Below are 12,757 nucleotides of genomic sequence, written 5' to 3'. Positions count from 1 at the left end.
GTGACACCACTGCCGGCGGGTCGTTGAACCGGCCGTCTGTGTCACGCCCTCGCGCGGCAGGGGTTCCGGCCGTGGTAGCCGACAGGGATGCCGATGAAGACTTCTGGTGACGCGGACCGTTCATCTTGGTTCGGGCGGCTGCGCCGCGTGATCAGCCGTTCACCCGTCGGGCGCGGATGGCGGCGGAGCAGCGATCTCGAGTTGTGGTCGCGTGCGCTGGGCTTCGCAGCGCTGGGGTTCCTCACGCTGGTGCCGCTACTGATCATTGTCTCCTCTGCCGATCCCGAACACGGGCGGGGGTTCGCGCAGTGGCTCGGCGAAGGCCTCGGCGTGTCGACCACCTCCAGAGCAGAGGTCGAGCAGTTGTTCACCCGACCCGGCCAGGCCCTGCGGACCACGACCGCCTTCGGCATCGCCGCCCTTGCCGTGTTCGGCTTGAGCTTCGGGGCTGCGGTGCAGACCGGCTACGAGAGGGTCTGGGATCTCCCGCCGGCCCGCTGGGGGGCCAGGTGGCGGCATGTGGTGTGGCTCGGCGTCCTCACCGGGTTCCTCTTCGTCTCCGCCACCACCACGCTGCGGCGCGAGCCCCTTGCGGGTGGGGCCGTCGCGTCGCTGAGCGCCGTCCTGTTCCTCTGGTGGTCTCAGCGATTGCTGCTCGGTGGACGGATCCGCTGGCGTGCCCTGTTTCCCGGCGCGGTCGCCACCGTGATCGGACTGCTCGGCCTGAGGGTCTTCTCCCGGCTCGTCTTCTCTCCGCTGATCGCATCCAACACCGTCAGCTACGGCCCCATTGGAACCGTCCTGGTCATCCAGGCCTGGCTGGTCGGTGTGGGTGTCGTTGTCTTCGGCGGTGCGATGGTCGGCCGGCTGCTGTACGAGGAACTTCCACGCATGGCACACGCACTGAAACGGCAAAGGTGAGGGATCAAGGGACCAAGGGACCAAAAACAGCTTCACTGAGCTGAGTGCGGTGGGGAGGAGCGCGGTCGAGCTGTTTTAGGCGCGTGCCAGGCCTACGGGGGTGCTTCACCCGTAGGCGCATTGGCCGGGTGGGCGACGCGGCGGCAGCGGTCGGGAGCCAGCGAGCAGGACGCTCTGCAAGGCGCCTCAGCAGTCTCGCCCTCCAAGGAGTGCATGGAACGAGGGCGGTGAACAACAGGAGGGCCCCGCTGCGCTACCACCTGGGCGCGGCAGCGCCCAGCCCATGGCCATCAGGCCGACTGGGCGCTACGCCGGGTGTTCTTCCCAGCACGGGAGCCGAAACGGCCCGAGGCCGGGCAGGAGCCGGGGCCACCACCTCGTGCCCTTGTGCCATGGCGCTACGCCACCAGGCGATCAACACACTCTCGACACCGACCTGATGCAGGCCGACACCGGCCTGGAAGTCCCCGTCGACGTCACCCGCGACCACGCCGGCCGGCCGCGCCATCCCGCCCGGCCGCACCGCATGCGCACCGGCATCGAGGCCCAGCAGGTGCCGCTGTCCGGCAAGGACAGCACCTCGTCATGAGCCTGGTCAGGTCGGCCCCGTCGGCCCGCCCACACTGTCATGCCTCAGCTGCGTGCGCGGCCGGGCGCGGGCCCCGTGTCACTCGCGCAGCGCGGTGAGGACATCGTCCTCCCGCACCTCCCTGGACAGGACGGGGCCGGCAGATCGAGCCCGCGGACGCGGGCGAGGGCGGCGTGCATCGCATCCGCACCGCCGCCGTTGGTCATGACGCCCGTCCCGGCGGCGAGCCGAGCGAGCACCGCGGGATCGGCAATGCTCAAGCCGTCGGTGAAGCAGGCGCAAAACAGACGCTCGGCCCTCTCCCCGGCCTTTCCTTGCCCCGATGCCTGTGCGGCGAGACGGTGCGCATCGAAGGTATGGGCGAACACCGCACAGTGGAAACTGAGTTCGAGGCCGTCGTCGGCACCGAACGAGGTGCCGGCAACGAGCTGGACCGCTACGACCGCACCGCGCTCACACGACCAGACAGCGATCAGCGGCTCACCGGCCGACGACACGTCGGGCCGGAGCCGGACGGGGCGCGGCGAGGACCAGGAGGAACGAGAACTCCGGCTGGGGGCATGGATCGGTAACCAGCGGTCCCGGGCCGCGACGCTGGCACCGGAGCGTGTAAAACAGCTCTCCGCAATCGGCATGCGCTGGACGTAGCTGCGTACGGACAAACAGCGCGGGCCGGGCAGGAGTTCCTGTCCGGCCCCACTGACGTTCCGATACGGCATGAGATCTATGCAGTCAACCCGGTGGCTGCGGCTTCGGGGTCTCGTTGACGGCCGTTACATCGCTCAGCAGTGCGTGACATTGAGAAATGAGCTGGTCATAGGTCATGACGGTGATGCCGTGCATCCTGCTGTTGAGCCCGTGTAGAGCGTGCAGCTTCGTTTCGTCCCAGTCATGGGACCGTCCGATGATGACGACGGCACATGGGTGGTACGCGACGATGTCGGGGCGCGCGGGCCGCAGGCCGAACTCTCACATCCTCACCGGCGGTGGACGCTGACGGCATAGCCGCCGCCGTCGTAAGGGGCGGCGTCCCAGGTGGCGAAGCGGTCGACGAGGGTGAGGCCGGCTGCGGCGCAGCAGTCGTCGTACTCTGACAGCGTGATGCTGGGCGGCACGGGCAGGTGGGCTTCGTCCAGGCCGAAGCCGGCGACCATCAGACCGCCCGGACGCAGGGCCGCGGCCAGGCGCTTGACCACCGTGGCCTCGGTGCCGGCGGTGAGCAACGGGAAAACGTTGCCTGCAGCGACCACGAGATCGAAGTCCGCTGCGATGCCGAGCAGGTCCGGCTCGAACCCGGCCAGATCGACCTGGAACCAGGGCAGTCCCGGCGCCTGCTTCTGCGCCACTGCCAGCATCGACGCATCAACGTCCACCCCGACACAGTCGTACCCGAGCTCCGCAAGCCGGATCATGACCCGTCCGGTACCGCACCCGGCGTCCAGCACCCGGGCTCCGGCAGGCACGAGAGCTGCGCAGAACCGTGCCTCACCGTGCACATCCTTCCCGCTACGGGCCAGGGCCGCGAACCGTGCAGCGTAGTCCTCTCCGGACGTTTCCCCGGTCAACTCCCTCCAACAGCTCATGAGGCCAACTATAGGTCGACCGTGTGCCACGGGATCGGGTCGCCGTCCGACTCGGCGAGCTTGCGGGCCTCCAAAGCGACCGCGTCGGCGGTCAGGGCCCCGGCCCGGTAGGCGGCGGCCAGACCGGCCACGACCTGCTCGTGGTCCATGTGCCGGGCCGGCAACAGCACCTCGATCAGCGCACAGGTACCGACCCGCTCACCATGAGCGGTGGCCTCGGCGGCGTACATGATCTTCGTCGGCCGGGTGCCGACGGCAGTGCTGTCGGTCATGGCCGGCCTCTCCCGAAAACAGGTGTGCCCGAGTGCATCGCGCACAAGGTACTGACCGGTAGGGCCGGTCTCACTGCCAAGGGGTGGCGACCGCGGTAACGGCTGTCCGGGGACCCACTGCGCGGCGGGGGCGGCGGTCATCCCGCCGTCCCCGCCATGGGTGGCACGCGACCGGGCTCGCTCGCCCTGCCTTCAGCGGTTGCCCCCACGGTCACGCTCTCCGCGGCCCTGCCGATCGCGGTCGTTCTGGCCGTTCTGCTGATCGCGGTCGGTCTGGCCGGGCTGGGTGGTCTGGGGCGGCTTGTTGAGGCAGGCAGTACGGTTCAAGGCCTCCGCCTTGCCGGCTGTGTAACCGGCGAAATAGTCCGCGTTCCTTGGGCCTTCCTCGTCTTCCTGCGCGTCGGTCACAACGCGGCCCAGACGGCAGCCGGCCAGACCGTCCGCCAACCCGTCCCTGCGTCCCTCGTCCCGTACGGCAGTGGTTCCGGTTGCCGGGTCGGTAGGCGTGGGCGTGGTCACTGCCAGACCAACGCAGGTTGCAGTGATTCCCGAATCCCGGCCTACCAGGGTGTAGCTCCGAGCCGTCAAACTGATGTTGCTGACGCCGACTATGCCCGCGGCGTTTGCGGTTGGGTTCCTGATGGTTTGCCCGTCCGCGGAGATCCGAACCTGTTCGTTGGGCGAGAATCCGCTGCCCCGGATCCCCCCGAAGGGGTTGGGGGGCGCGTCGGCAATCGCCGAACAGACTGCGCTGGGCACAACCGATGGCGAGGCTTCCGCCGCCTGGGCCGAGCCGCCCGGGACCAGCATGAACGAGGCGCCGAGCGGTACACCGAGCAGCGCGAGATAGCGCTTGGGACGCATGAGTCGCTCCTTTCGTTGCAACCCCCTCAGCGTTACCTCGCGGGCGTGACGCGGGCGTGACGGCCGCGTGTCCCAGGTGCCAGGAGGCCCGGTTTCCGGCGAGCGCAAGGTCGGCGGGCGCGGTCCGCCCCCGTCCCCGCCCGCTGCGCGAGCCGCCACAGCTCCTCGCGCAGCCGCTCGACCTCCCTCGCGCCCAGCCCCGCCGCCGAGAGCAGCGTGCCCGGCACCCGCGCCGCGCGCTCGCGCAGTTCCTCCCCTCGCCCGGTGACCGCGACGAGCACCGACCGCTCGTCCCGGGCCGACCACCCCCGCCGCAGCAGACCGGCCGCCCCCAGCCGCTTCAGCGGTGGGGAGACGGTGCCGTAGTCGAGCCGCAGCACGCCGACCAGGTCCTTGACCGTCGTCTCGCCGTGCTCCCGCAGCGCCAGGTACTGGGGACAGGTGAGACCCAGGTCGTCGAGGAGCGGCCGGTGGGCAGCCGTCACCGCGCGCTGCGCCGCGTACAGCGCGAAGCACGGCGGTCGTCGAGCAGCAGCGTGCCCTCGACCGCATACGAGGCCGCCTGCGTTGCCCGCCCCTTCCCCCAGGCCGTGAAGAACTTCTTGCTCGCCTCCTCGGCCTAGCCCTTGTCCGGCGGCACGGACTTCTTCGTCTCCGACGCGCTCGCGCCGCTGCCCCGTCACCGCTCACAGCCGAGACGATGTTGTAGGCACCGTACCCGGCCCCGTCCACCATCACCGCGAACACACCACCGATGACGGCGGCCTTGACCCCCTTGCCCATCGGGTGTTCCCTTTCGCCGCCGGACCCCACGGCTTTCTGAACGTATTCAGAAAGCCCGACGGAAAGCGGTTTATAGGAAGTGAGTGACGAGCGGGGCGCCCGTTTCCGTTTGTTGGCCGAACGGAGATCAGCCGACTGGACCGGACCGCGGACAGAACAGAGCGTTCCGTGTCAGTCCCGGGGGGCGGGTCGACGGCGCCGGTGGCCCGGGAGGGACGGTGCGGCGATCGCGCACTGCCTATCGCCGCAGCGACCCGTTGACACTGTGCGTCCGCCGGACATCGGCCACGAGTTGGTGCAAGCGTTTCGTGGGGCACAGTCCCAGCTCGTCGCCGAGGCGCTGCGCGTACCATTCGAAATGGTGTACGGCCTCGGAGGTGTTGCCCTCGGCGAGGTAGGCGCGGATGAGAGAGGTCTGGCTGCTCTCTCGCAGAGGATCCGCCTGAACGGCTGCTTGGGCAGCCGACACCGCTCCGGCGAACTCCTTGATGTCGATGAAGGCGTTCGCCAGCGCCTCAAGGGCGTGCAGGCGCAATTGGCGCCAGATCTCGGCCTCCAGGAGGGCCCACTCGTCGTACCAGCCGGGCAGCAGGTCCGCGGAGAGTTCGTCGACGGTCGCCGCCGTCACGTGAAGCGCCTCCGCCGGGACGCGGGGCGCTAGGAGCCGCTGGGCCAATGACCGCGCGTGGTACAGGTCCACTGTGACGTTCCGCGCGAGCCGGATCTCGGTGGGGTGCACCTCCAGCGCCCTCCTGCCGATGGTTCGGAGCCGTGACAACGCCGCCCGCAGGTTCGTGTACGCACAGTGCTCGGGAACCTTGGGCCAGAGGTTTCCGGCGATCAGGCTCCGGGGCACGGGAGTGCGGCAATTGAGCGCTACGAATGCCAGAAGTCTTTTCGAGCCCACGGGGGCCGCCACCGGAACGTCGTTGACCAGGAGGTCAAAACCGCCGAGGAGGGTGATGTGTACGGAGGGCCGGGTCTTCACGGCCAGAGCGGAGGAAGCGAGATCACGTGCCGTCATAGTTGCCTTGACCCTTAGGCGGTTGGCCATGGCCTTTCGTCGGCCGACCGCGCTGTCGTCGCCCAGAGGCTTACGATCTACTGTCCTACAGACCCATCTTGCTGTGCCGGTGCGCGCTTGTCGAATTGTTCCTGCTTGTTGAAAGCAGACGTCGTCCGCGGTGGCTTTCCAGGGCCTGAGCCGGCGCGAAGGATATCCCATCTCTCAATCGTCTGCTATTCAGTTTTTCGAATAGTGATTCTCGGGGTGAGGTCAATTGGGTGCGCCATCCTCGATCTTTCGTGACGGCCCGTCGGTTTCTTTGGCGGGCCGTTTCGGTGTTTTGGCTGGTGGTGGGCGCTCTGGTGGCCCGGCTGTCGCGTCGGGTGAGCGCCGGGTTCCACGGCTCCGACCGGGGTGATGCTGGTTGGAGGGGCGGAAACGTGCTGGTCAGCCAGGGTTCAGAAGAGTTTCGAGTCGTGTCAGGGCGTCGGTGATCGCACCGGTCCAGGGCCAGTGGCGTGCGAGGCGGAGGATGCGACGTCGGCCGGTGGTGACAATCTGGGCGGTGGCAGAGAAGAGGCGGAGCCTCAGCAGGCGGGGCTACCACCCGCGGGTTGTGCCGGTCAGAGCGAGCATGGGCATCCAGGCCAGTAGGTCGAGGGAAATCTGGACGATCTCCAGCCAGATCTGGTTCTGCGCGGTGTCGTGCAAGGGCAGGTTGCGCAGGCCGGCGGGCCCGGGCCGCGCGGATGCGGTCCTCGGCGCGGGCCCGCCGGCGGTGCCGCGGCTCCAGCTGGGCGATCAGGATGTCGGCGGTGTTGGTGGCTAACGCAGTGAGCCGCATCCCGTCGGCGTCGGTGAAGCGCAACTGGGCCCCGGGTGCGGGCGTTTCTTGCGGACGATCAGCTGCATTCCCTTCGCCAGCCGGTGAGACAGTCGTCGGCAAGTTCGGCGACCCGGGCGCCGTAGCGGATCTCGCCGCCCGGTTCGGTTCCAGCACCCCGGTACGGGGGTGCGGCGGTAGGCTCATAGTCGGAGTGCGGGAAACGGGTGAATGCCCGCCCAGCCGGGAATAGCAGGCACGGGTCGTTGTTGATCACACCATGACTTCTGAGACGCGCGAGGCATTCGGACGGGTCGGCATCTGGAGCAGTGCCCTGCACGGGTCGCGGGCGGACGACGCGGGCAAAGAGGCGATCGCGGATGCGGTCGCCGAGCTCGAAGAGCTGGGGTACGGCACTCTCTGGATCGGGGGCAGTCCCTCGCCCGACGACGCCGCGGCTGTCGTCGCCGCCACCCGTACGGTCACTGTGGCCACCGGCATCCTCAGCATCTGGGACCACACCGCCGAGGAGGTGGCGGCGCGAATCGCAGCGATCGACGCGAGTGCGCGCGGACGATTCGTCCTCGGCTTGGGCGTCAGCCATGGCCCGATGGTGCCGCGGTACGCGAAGCCGTACAGCGCGATGGTGGCCTATCTCGACGCACTCGACGCCGCCGCCCCGCCCGTGAACTCCGGACATCGGGTCCTCGCGGCGCTCGGCCCGAAGATGCTGAAGCTCGCGACCGGCCGGGCGCTGGGCGCACACCCCTATCTCGTCACCACCGAGCACACGGCGGAGGCACGCGAGGTGCTCGGCCCCGACGCGCTGCTCGCCCCGGAGCTGTCGGTAGTCCTCGACACCGACCTCGACCGGGCCCGCACCACTGCGCGGAACATGCTGAGGATGTACCTTCGACTGCCCAACTACACCGACAACCTGCTGCGCCTTGGGTTCGCGGAGAGCGACTTCGAAGGCGGCGGCAGTGTCCGTCTCCTCGACGCCCTCTTCGCCCTGGGTGACGCCGAGCACGTGAGGGCCCGGACGCGGGAGTACCTCGACGCCGGCGCCGACCACGTCGCGCTCCAGGTGCTCACCGCCGACAAGGGCGGCGCCGGCCTGCCGCGGGCCGAATGGCGTCAGCTGGCCAGGGCACTTGCCGACGAGCTGTAGAGGACGGCTCGCACGGGCAGCCGGACATGAAGGTGCTGCCACCGCTGACTCTCATCTCGTTGAGCTGGTCAATCTCACGAGGCGGACGAATACTTCTCAACCAACGCATGTAAAGCCCCGGCTCAGCACCGCTCAGGCCCGACACCAAAGTGACCCGGCAGCACGGCAACGGAGCGAAAGTCAGCAGCCACCCGGAAGGCCGACCAGATCGAGTAGCGGCGTGTCGAGGGCCTGTCGGTGGAGTCGTCGGCCGGGGCCATGCCGCCCGAACGGCGTGAGCAGTTGGAGAGGCGCTGCCACGTTGTTGGGTGTGTGAGTGTCTGAGGGAGCCGTCAGGGCGTGGGGGCGAGATCGGCCCGCTCACCCTTCAGCCTCACCCGGGACGGCAGTGGGCCGAACACGGCGGACGGGACAAGAACTCCGGGCGGGAGCCGGCGGGATCACCGCGCTCGTCGAGGGCGCGCTTGTCGTCGGCTCAGTGCCGGGTGGACTCGCTCCATGCGTGGACACTCGGCACTCACCCACCAGCCCTGGCCCGTTGCCGTGACGACAGCCACATTGACCGGGCTCCCTCACCCCGCACCATTCCCGGTGGTTCCCGCGGTCCCGGCGTGGGCGGCCCGCGCCGGGTGGCGCGTCTTCGTCACCGTCCGAAGCGGATTGTGGCGTACGCGTAGGCCTCGCCCTCCCGCGGCGCACGGTTCCAGGACCGTGTGGTCAGTTGCGGCAGTATGCCCTCGACCAGGGCGTGCCAGGGAAGGGACAGACCGAACTCGTCCTGCACGGCGGCCAGCAGGCACCGCTCGCGGTCCGCCTCGCCGACGCCGTGCAGGACCCGTTCCGGATCAAGGGTCCCGGGCACCGGCCCCGAGCGTTCGACGTCTGTGCCGCGCAGCGTGTACGCGTACAGCTCCTCGCCCCGCTCGGTGACCGACAGGTGGAACACCGCCAGGCGGCCGTCACGAGCGCTGCGCGCCCGCAGCACCACCGCGCGTCCACCGCGCGAGGCGTCGGCGGCCGGGGAGACGAAGAAGTGCCCGGCCGCCGACGTCCGCGGAGCCGCGTCACAGGCGAACGCCCACCCGGAGCCCGTCCGGCCCACCGACACAACGGCCCGGTCCTCCCACGGCGCCAGGTCGTCCCACTGCCCAGGACCGTGGTGGAACCACCCGGTCCGGCGGCCGGACGGAGCGGTCAGGCCTGCGCACCCGCCCTCGCCGACCAGGTCGGGCAGCGCCTCCGGTTCCGCGCCCTCCACCCACAGACACCGGTAGGAGTCGTGCGGGGCGTTCCACCGCGGAGTGTCCGCCAGCCAGCACAGTCCCGGCGGATCCAGGTCCGGCACCGGATCGGGCACAGGGCCCGCCCGGCCCGCTACGGTCCTCCTCACCGCGGTGACGACCGCCGCTCGCGCCGCCTCCGGCGGGTCTGTCGAACGAACGGCCCTGTCTCACATTCGGTGGTAGCGGAGAGTGGCACCAGGGCGTGTTGCGAAAGTGCGTGCGGCGACGGACGGGGCGTAGTACCCCTGGACAGTGCTGGATCCGTGTCTGTTCTCATCCGGAGTCGTCGATGGCCGTTCGCCGTGTCATGCCCATCATCCAGTCAGAGGCTGCGCAGGAGAGTCGGGAGTTCTATGGCCTGCTGGGCTTTGAGGAAGTCATGAATCTCGGCTGGATCGTGACGCTTGCCTCGCCGTCTAGTCCGACGGCGCAGGTCAGCGTTATGACCGGCGACAAAACCGCCCCAGTCACCCCCGATATGAGCGTCGAAGTCGACGACGTGGAGGCGGCTTACGTGGTCATGCGTGACAGCGGCGCGGAGATCGTTCACCCCCTGCAGGACGAGGAGTGGGGAGTACGGCGGTTCTTCGTCCGCGACCCCAACGGCCACGTGGTCAACGTTCTGAGCCACCGCTGACCTTCACGCGCCAGGAGGACAGCGCTGGTCACATCCACTCGTTGAGGACTGCGACCAGCACGGTCGCCTCGTAGCGGACGGCGAGTTTGCCGTATCTGGTGGCGACCGCGCGGCGGCGTTTGAGCCGGTTGATGCTGTATTCGACCGCGTGCCGGGCTCGGTAGTCATCCGGGCTGAACCTGGGAGGGCGGCCGCCGCGGCGGCCGCGGCTCTTGCGGTGTTGTTGTTGGTTCGCTGGTCCGGGAATGGTGCAGGCGATGCCTCGTCGGCGCAGGTAGGCGCGGTTGGCGCGGGAGCTGTAGGCCTTGTCGGCCCGGACCTTGCCGGGTCGTGTGCGGGGACGGCCTGCGCCGATGCGCGGGACGTTGATGCCGTCCAGGACGGCCTGGAACTGGGGCGAATAGCCGCGCTGCCCAGCGGTCACGACCAGGGACAGCACCTTCTGGCTCTGTTCACAAACCAGGTAAATCTTGGTGTGGTCAGCCCGCCGCGGGAGCGTCCCAGCGCGTGGCCGTTTGGTTCTGCCGAGAGGCCACCGGCGGCTCTTGCCGCAGCCCAGGGTGTCGGCGGGCGCCGGCGGCGTGCCGGTCCGCCCGGGCGATCGTTGAGTCCGCGCTGACGCCCCAGGTGATCAGTCCGGCCGCGTCCGCCCGGGTTTGCAGGGTGGTGACGATCTGCGTCCATGCCCGGCCCGCTGCCGCCGCCGGAACAGCGTATACACCGCCCGCCAGGAGCCGTAGCAGTCCGGGACGTCCCGCCAGGGCGTACCGGCCCGCACCCGCCACCTGATCCCGTCGATGAGCTGCCGTTTCGTCCACGCCGACAGCCGAGCCGACCGCGTGGGCACAGGCAACGGCGGTTCCAGTCGCGCCCACTGCTCATCGGTCAGGTCAAGCCGTTTCGTCACCGCTGGGGTCGTCACGAGGTCTCCGGTGTTCAGGTTCTTCTTGGTCGATGAACCCTCTACCGGAGACCTCGGCGTGACCGATGAGCATCAGAGTGGGGCGAGGCGGGCCTTGAGCAGGCAGAACTCATTGCCTTCGGGGTCGGTCAGAACATGCCACTGCTCCTCCCCTGTCTGGCCGATGTCGGCCGGGCGCGCACCGAGCTTCAGGAGGCGTTCGAGCTCGGCGTCCTGATCGCGGTCGGTGGCGTTGACGTCGATGTGCAGCCGGGATTTCCCCTTCTCCGGCTCATCCCTGCGACTGAGGATGATCGTCGGCTGCGGACCGCCGAACCCTTCGCGCGGCCCGATCTCGATGCAGTCGTCCCCTTCGCGATCGAGCACGACGAAGTCCAAGACCTCGCACCAGAACCGCGCCAGCACCTCAGGGTCGCGGCAACCGAGTACGAGTTCACTGATACGACATGCCATAACGAAACCTGCTCTCAGCCTGGGAACTGCCGGGGAGGCCGCACGCGAACCCCATGGGCTCCCAGCAGTGAAAACAATCCCGCGACCGTACCGGACGAGGCGGGCACGGGCGAATGATTTCAGGGCCGACCCTGTCCGGGCAGCTGGGCAAGGCCGTTGGCCATGCGGAAGGGAAGCCGACTTTGAGACACGACCCAGGAGCTGGTCCGTCACCCAGTACGGGGCGCCGGTCGCCTCCGAGTGGCCGGAATGCGGGATTGGCGGCCCCCGCGGGCGGTGTCGGATCGTACGGCCGCACGGTTGCGGGTGGGCCATGCCCTGACGGTGACGGAGAGCGGGCTGGTGTTCGTGCAGGACGCCCGGCACCGCAGCCATCACCAGCTCACCCGACCGGGATCAGCAGGGCGTGATCCTGGGGACCTCGACGACGCCCGTGCCATATATAGCGTGCTCGAGCATGTCTGGCGTCACGTGGACTCCGGTGAGCTCCTCGGCGAGCGCAACATACTCCTCGAGGTCGTATCTGCCTTCTTCGAAGTCGAAACCCACGTGGCGCATCAGGTCGACGAGTTCGTCGACCTGATGCCGTCGCGGTGAAGTGGGCCTTCGAACCTGGTGCGCAGTTCACCGTCCTCCCATCAGGAGAACAGGGTCATGGCGTGAGGGCTGCAGAAATGGGAGACACCCCGGGTGCGGCGAGTGGCGTTCTGCATGCCGTTGGCCCGGATCTCGATGCCGCCGTTGATCTCGAGGGCGAGGACCCAGTCGGTGTCTTTGCCGCGGACGCGGGTGGCGCCAACGAACATGAAGTCGCCCCAGTCCGTCTGACTGTCCTGAAACTCAAGGTCCCGTGTCACAAAAGCTTCGAAACCGGTAACCTCTCCCGTCGGATCAGCGTCAATGCGATCGAGGAACTCTTGTGGGGACAGGCCGCGGACCAGCGTCAGGGTGTACCCCTCGAGCAGGTAACCACCGTGGAAGTCCCGAAGCCATGAGCGATTGGACGACTCACTTTTCATGAGCTGTCATGCTGTCACAGGGCTGTGGCAGGTTCCTATCCATGGTTGGGTTGCCAGCGGGTGCGAAGATGCCGGGGGTCGGTAGCGCAACCTGGGATCTCGCTAATCCAGGATACTGACTTCCGGGATCTGCGGCATGACAAGTGGCAGAGGGACGCCAACGGCCCTACATCTCTTTCTGCTCTGGACGAAGATGACGGCCGCGGTGCCGACGCTCGGCTTCGGGCTGCTGATGACGGCCTGGGCTGGTGGGGCCGGCGCGGCGGTGCCGCTCTTCGCGTTGAGCTTGCCGCTGACGGTGGGTCTGCTGTCCATGGCTGGCACACCCGCGCGGACCGTGATTCCGCTGTGCGGCTCCGTGTCGCAGCGGCTCGGCTGGGCGGTCCTGGTCTTCGTTCTCGGCACACTCGGCATCCTGTGGTGAACGCTCT

Annotated in this window: 14 protein-coding genes and 3 pseudogenes; 5 read left to right on the top strand and 12 right to left on the bottom strand. The window is 68.6% G+C overall.

What is annotated here, in order from left to right; all coding sequences use genetic code 11:
* Positions 1–87: 87 nt before the first annotated feature.
* A complete protein-coding gene (locus tag ACIF80_RS17075; RefSeq protein ID WP_399805161.1) occupies positions 88–921 on the top strand; it encodes a YhjD/YihY/BrkB family envelope integrity protein in 834 nt (277 codons plus the stop codon).
* Positions 922–1,360: 439 nt separating this feature from the next.
* Complete coding sequence (locus ACIF80_RS17070) at positions 1,361–1,510, top strand: hypothetical protein (RefSeq protein WP_399805159.1); 150 nt, start codon at positions 1,361–1,363, stop codon at positions 1,508–1,510.
* Between the two features lie 44 nt (positions 1,511–1,554).
* On the opposite strand, the gene ACIF80_RS17065 is transcribed toward ACIF80_RS17070, so the two are convergent.
* The 7 genes and pseudogenes from ACIF80_RS17065 to ACIF80_RS17035 all read right to left on the bottom strand — a co-directional run.
* Positions 1,555–2,145 (bottom strand): DsbA family protein, encoded by a 591-nt coding sequence (locus ACIF80_RS17065; protein ID WP_399805156.1) that lies wholly within the window; start codon positions 2,143–2,145, stop codon positions 1,555–1,557.
* A 342-nt stretch (positions 2,146–2,487) separates the two neighbouring features.
* Positions 2,488–3,093, bottom strand: a complete 606-nt coding sequence (locus ACIF80_RS17060; protein WP_399805153.1) for a class I SAM-dependent methyltransferase — start codon at positions 3,091–3,093, stop codon at positions 2,488–2,490.
* An 8-nt stretch (positions 3,094–3,101) separates the two neighbouring features.
* Complete coding sequence (locus tag ACIF80_RS17055) at positions 3,102–3,365, bottom strand: hypothetical protein (RefSeq protein WP_399805150.1); 264 nt, start codon at positions 3,363–3,365, stop codon at positions 3,102–3,104.
* A 192-nt stretch (positions 3,366–3,557) separates the two neighbouring features.
* Positions 3,558–4,229 (bottom strand): hypothetical protein, encoded by a 672-nt coding sequence (locus tag ACIF80_RS17050; RefSeq protein WP_399805148.1) that lies wholly within the window; start codon positions 4,227–4,229, stop codon positions 3,558–3,560.
* Positions 4,230–4,261: 32 nt separating this feature from the next.
* Positions 4,262–4,764, bottom strand: a pseudogene (locus ACIF80_RS17045) (MarR family winged helix-turn-helix transcriptional regulator).
* Positions 4,765–5,250: 486 nt separating this feature from the next.
* Positions 5,251–6,036 carry a BTAD domain-containing putative transcriptional regulator gene (locus ACIF80_RS17040; protein WP_399805145.1) on the bottom strand — a complete coding sequence of 262 codons (786 nt, stop codon included), beginning with the start codon at positions 6,034–6,036 and terminating at the stop codon, positions 5,251–5,253.
* Positions 6,037–6,465: 429 nt separating this feature from the next.
* Positions 6,466–7,007: pseudogene (locus ACIF80_RS17035) on the bottom strand (transposase); the annotation flags it as partial.
* A 114-nt stretch (positions 7,008–7,121) separates the two neighbouring features.
* On the opposite strand from ACIF80_RS17035, the gene ACIF80_RS17030 reads away from it, so the two are divergent.
* The gene (locus ACIF80_RS17030) at positions 7,122–8,012 is read left to right on the top strand and encodes a TIGR03620 family F420-dependent LLM class oxidoreductase (protein WP_399805142.1); all 891 of its coding nucleotides are present in this window, start codon (positions 7,122–7,124) and stop codon (positions 8,010–8,012) included.
* 643 nt (positions 8,013–8,655) lie between these two features.
* On the opposite strand, the gene ACIF80_RS17025 is transcribed toward ACIF80_RS17030, so the two are convergent.
* Positions 8,656–9,369 (bottom strand): hypothetical protein, encoded by a 714-nt coding sequence (locus ACIF80_RS17025; RefSeq protein ID WP_399805139.1) that lies wholly within the window; start codon positions 9,367–9,369, stop codon positions 8,656–8,658.
* 215 nt (positions 9,370–9,584) lie between these two features.
* Between ACIF80_RS17025 and ACIF80_RS17020 the strand changes: the two genes are divergently transcribed.
* The gene (locus tag ACIF80_RS17020) at positions 9,585–9,932 is read left to right on the top strand and encodes a VOC family protein (RefSeq protein WP_399805135.1); all 348 of its coding nucleotides are present in this window, start codon (positions 9,585–9,587) and stop codon (positions 9,930–9,932) included.
* Positions 9,933–9,960: 28 nt separating this feature from the next.
* Here the strand turns inward: ACIF80_RS17020 and ACIF80_RS17015 are convergent.
* The 4 genes and pseudogenes from ACIF80_RS17015 to ACIF80_RS17000 all read right to left on the bottom strand — a co-directional run bounded on the left by ACIF80_RS17015 (position 9,961) and on the right by ACIF80_RS17000 (position 12,326).
* Positions 9,961–10,839: pseudogene (locus tag ACIF80_RS17015) on the bottom strand (IS5 family transposase).
* Between the two features lie 87 nt (positions 10,840–10,926).
* Positions 10,927–11,307 (bottom strand): VOC family protein, encoded by a 381-nt coding sequence (locus ACIF80_RS17010; RefSeq protein WP_399805132.1) that lies wholly within the window; start codon positions 11,305–11,307, stop codon positions 10,927–10,929.
* Between the two features lie 396 nt (positions 11,308–11,703).
* Entirely contained in the window at positions 11,704–11,865 is a 162-nt protein-coding gene (locus ACIF80_RS17005) for a DUF6461 domain-containing protein (protein WP_399805129.1), read from the bottom strand.
* An 80-nt stretch (positions 11,866–11,945) separates the two neighbouring features.
* Positions 11,946–12,326: a DUF6461 domain-containing protein gene (locus ACIF80_RS17000; RefSeq protein ID WP_399805126.1), complete on the bottom strand. Its 381-nt coding sequence runs from the start codon at positions 12,324–12,326 to the stop codon at positions 11,946–11,948.
* 193 nt (positions 12,327–12,519) lie between these two features.
* Here ACIF80_RS17000 and ACIF80_RS16995 point away from each other — a divergent pair, with 193 nt between their 5' ends.
* Positions 12,520–12,750 carry a hypothetical protein gene (locus tag ACIF80_RS16995; protein WP_399805123.1) on the top strand — a complete coding sequence of 77 codons (231 nt, stop codon included), beginning with the start codon at positions 12,520–12,522 and terminating at the stop codon, positions 12,748–12,750.
* Positions 12,751–12,757: the final 7 nt, after the last annotated feature.

Source organism: Streptomyces sp. NPDC085927 (assembly GCF_044540975.1).
GTDB classification, from domain to species: Bacteria; Actinomycetota; Actinomycetes; order Streptomycetales; family Streptomycetaceae; genus Streptomyces; species Streptomyces hirsutus.
This window is presented reverse-complemented; position numbering and strand designations above follow the sequence as displayed.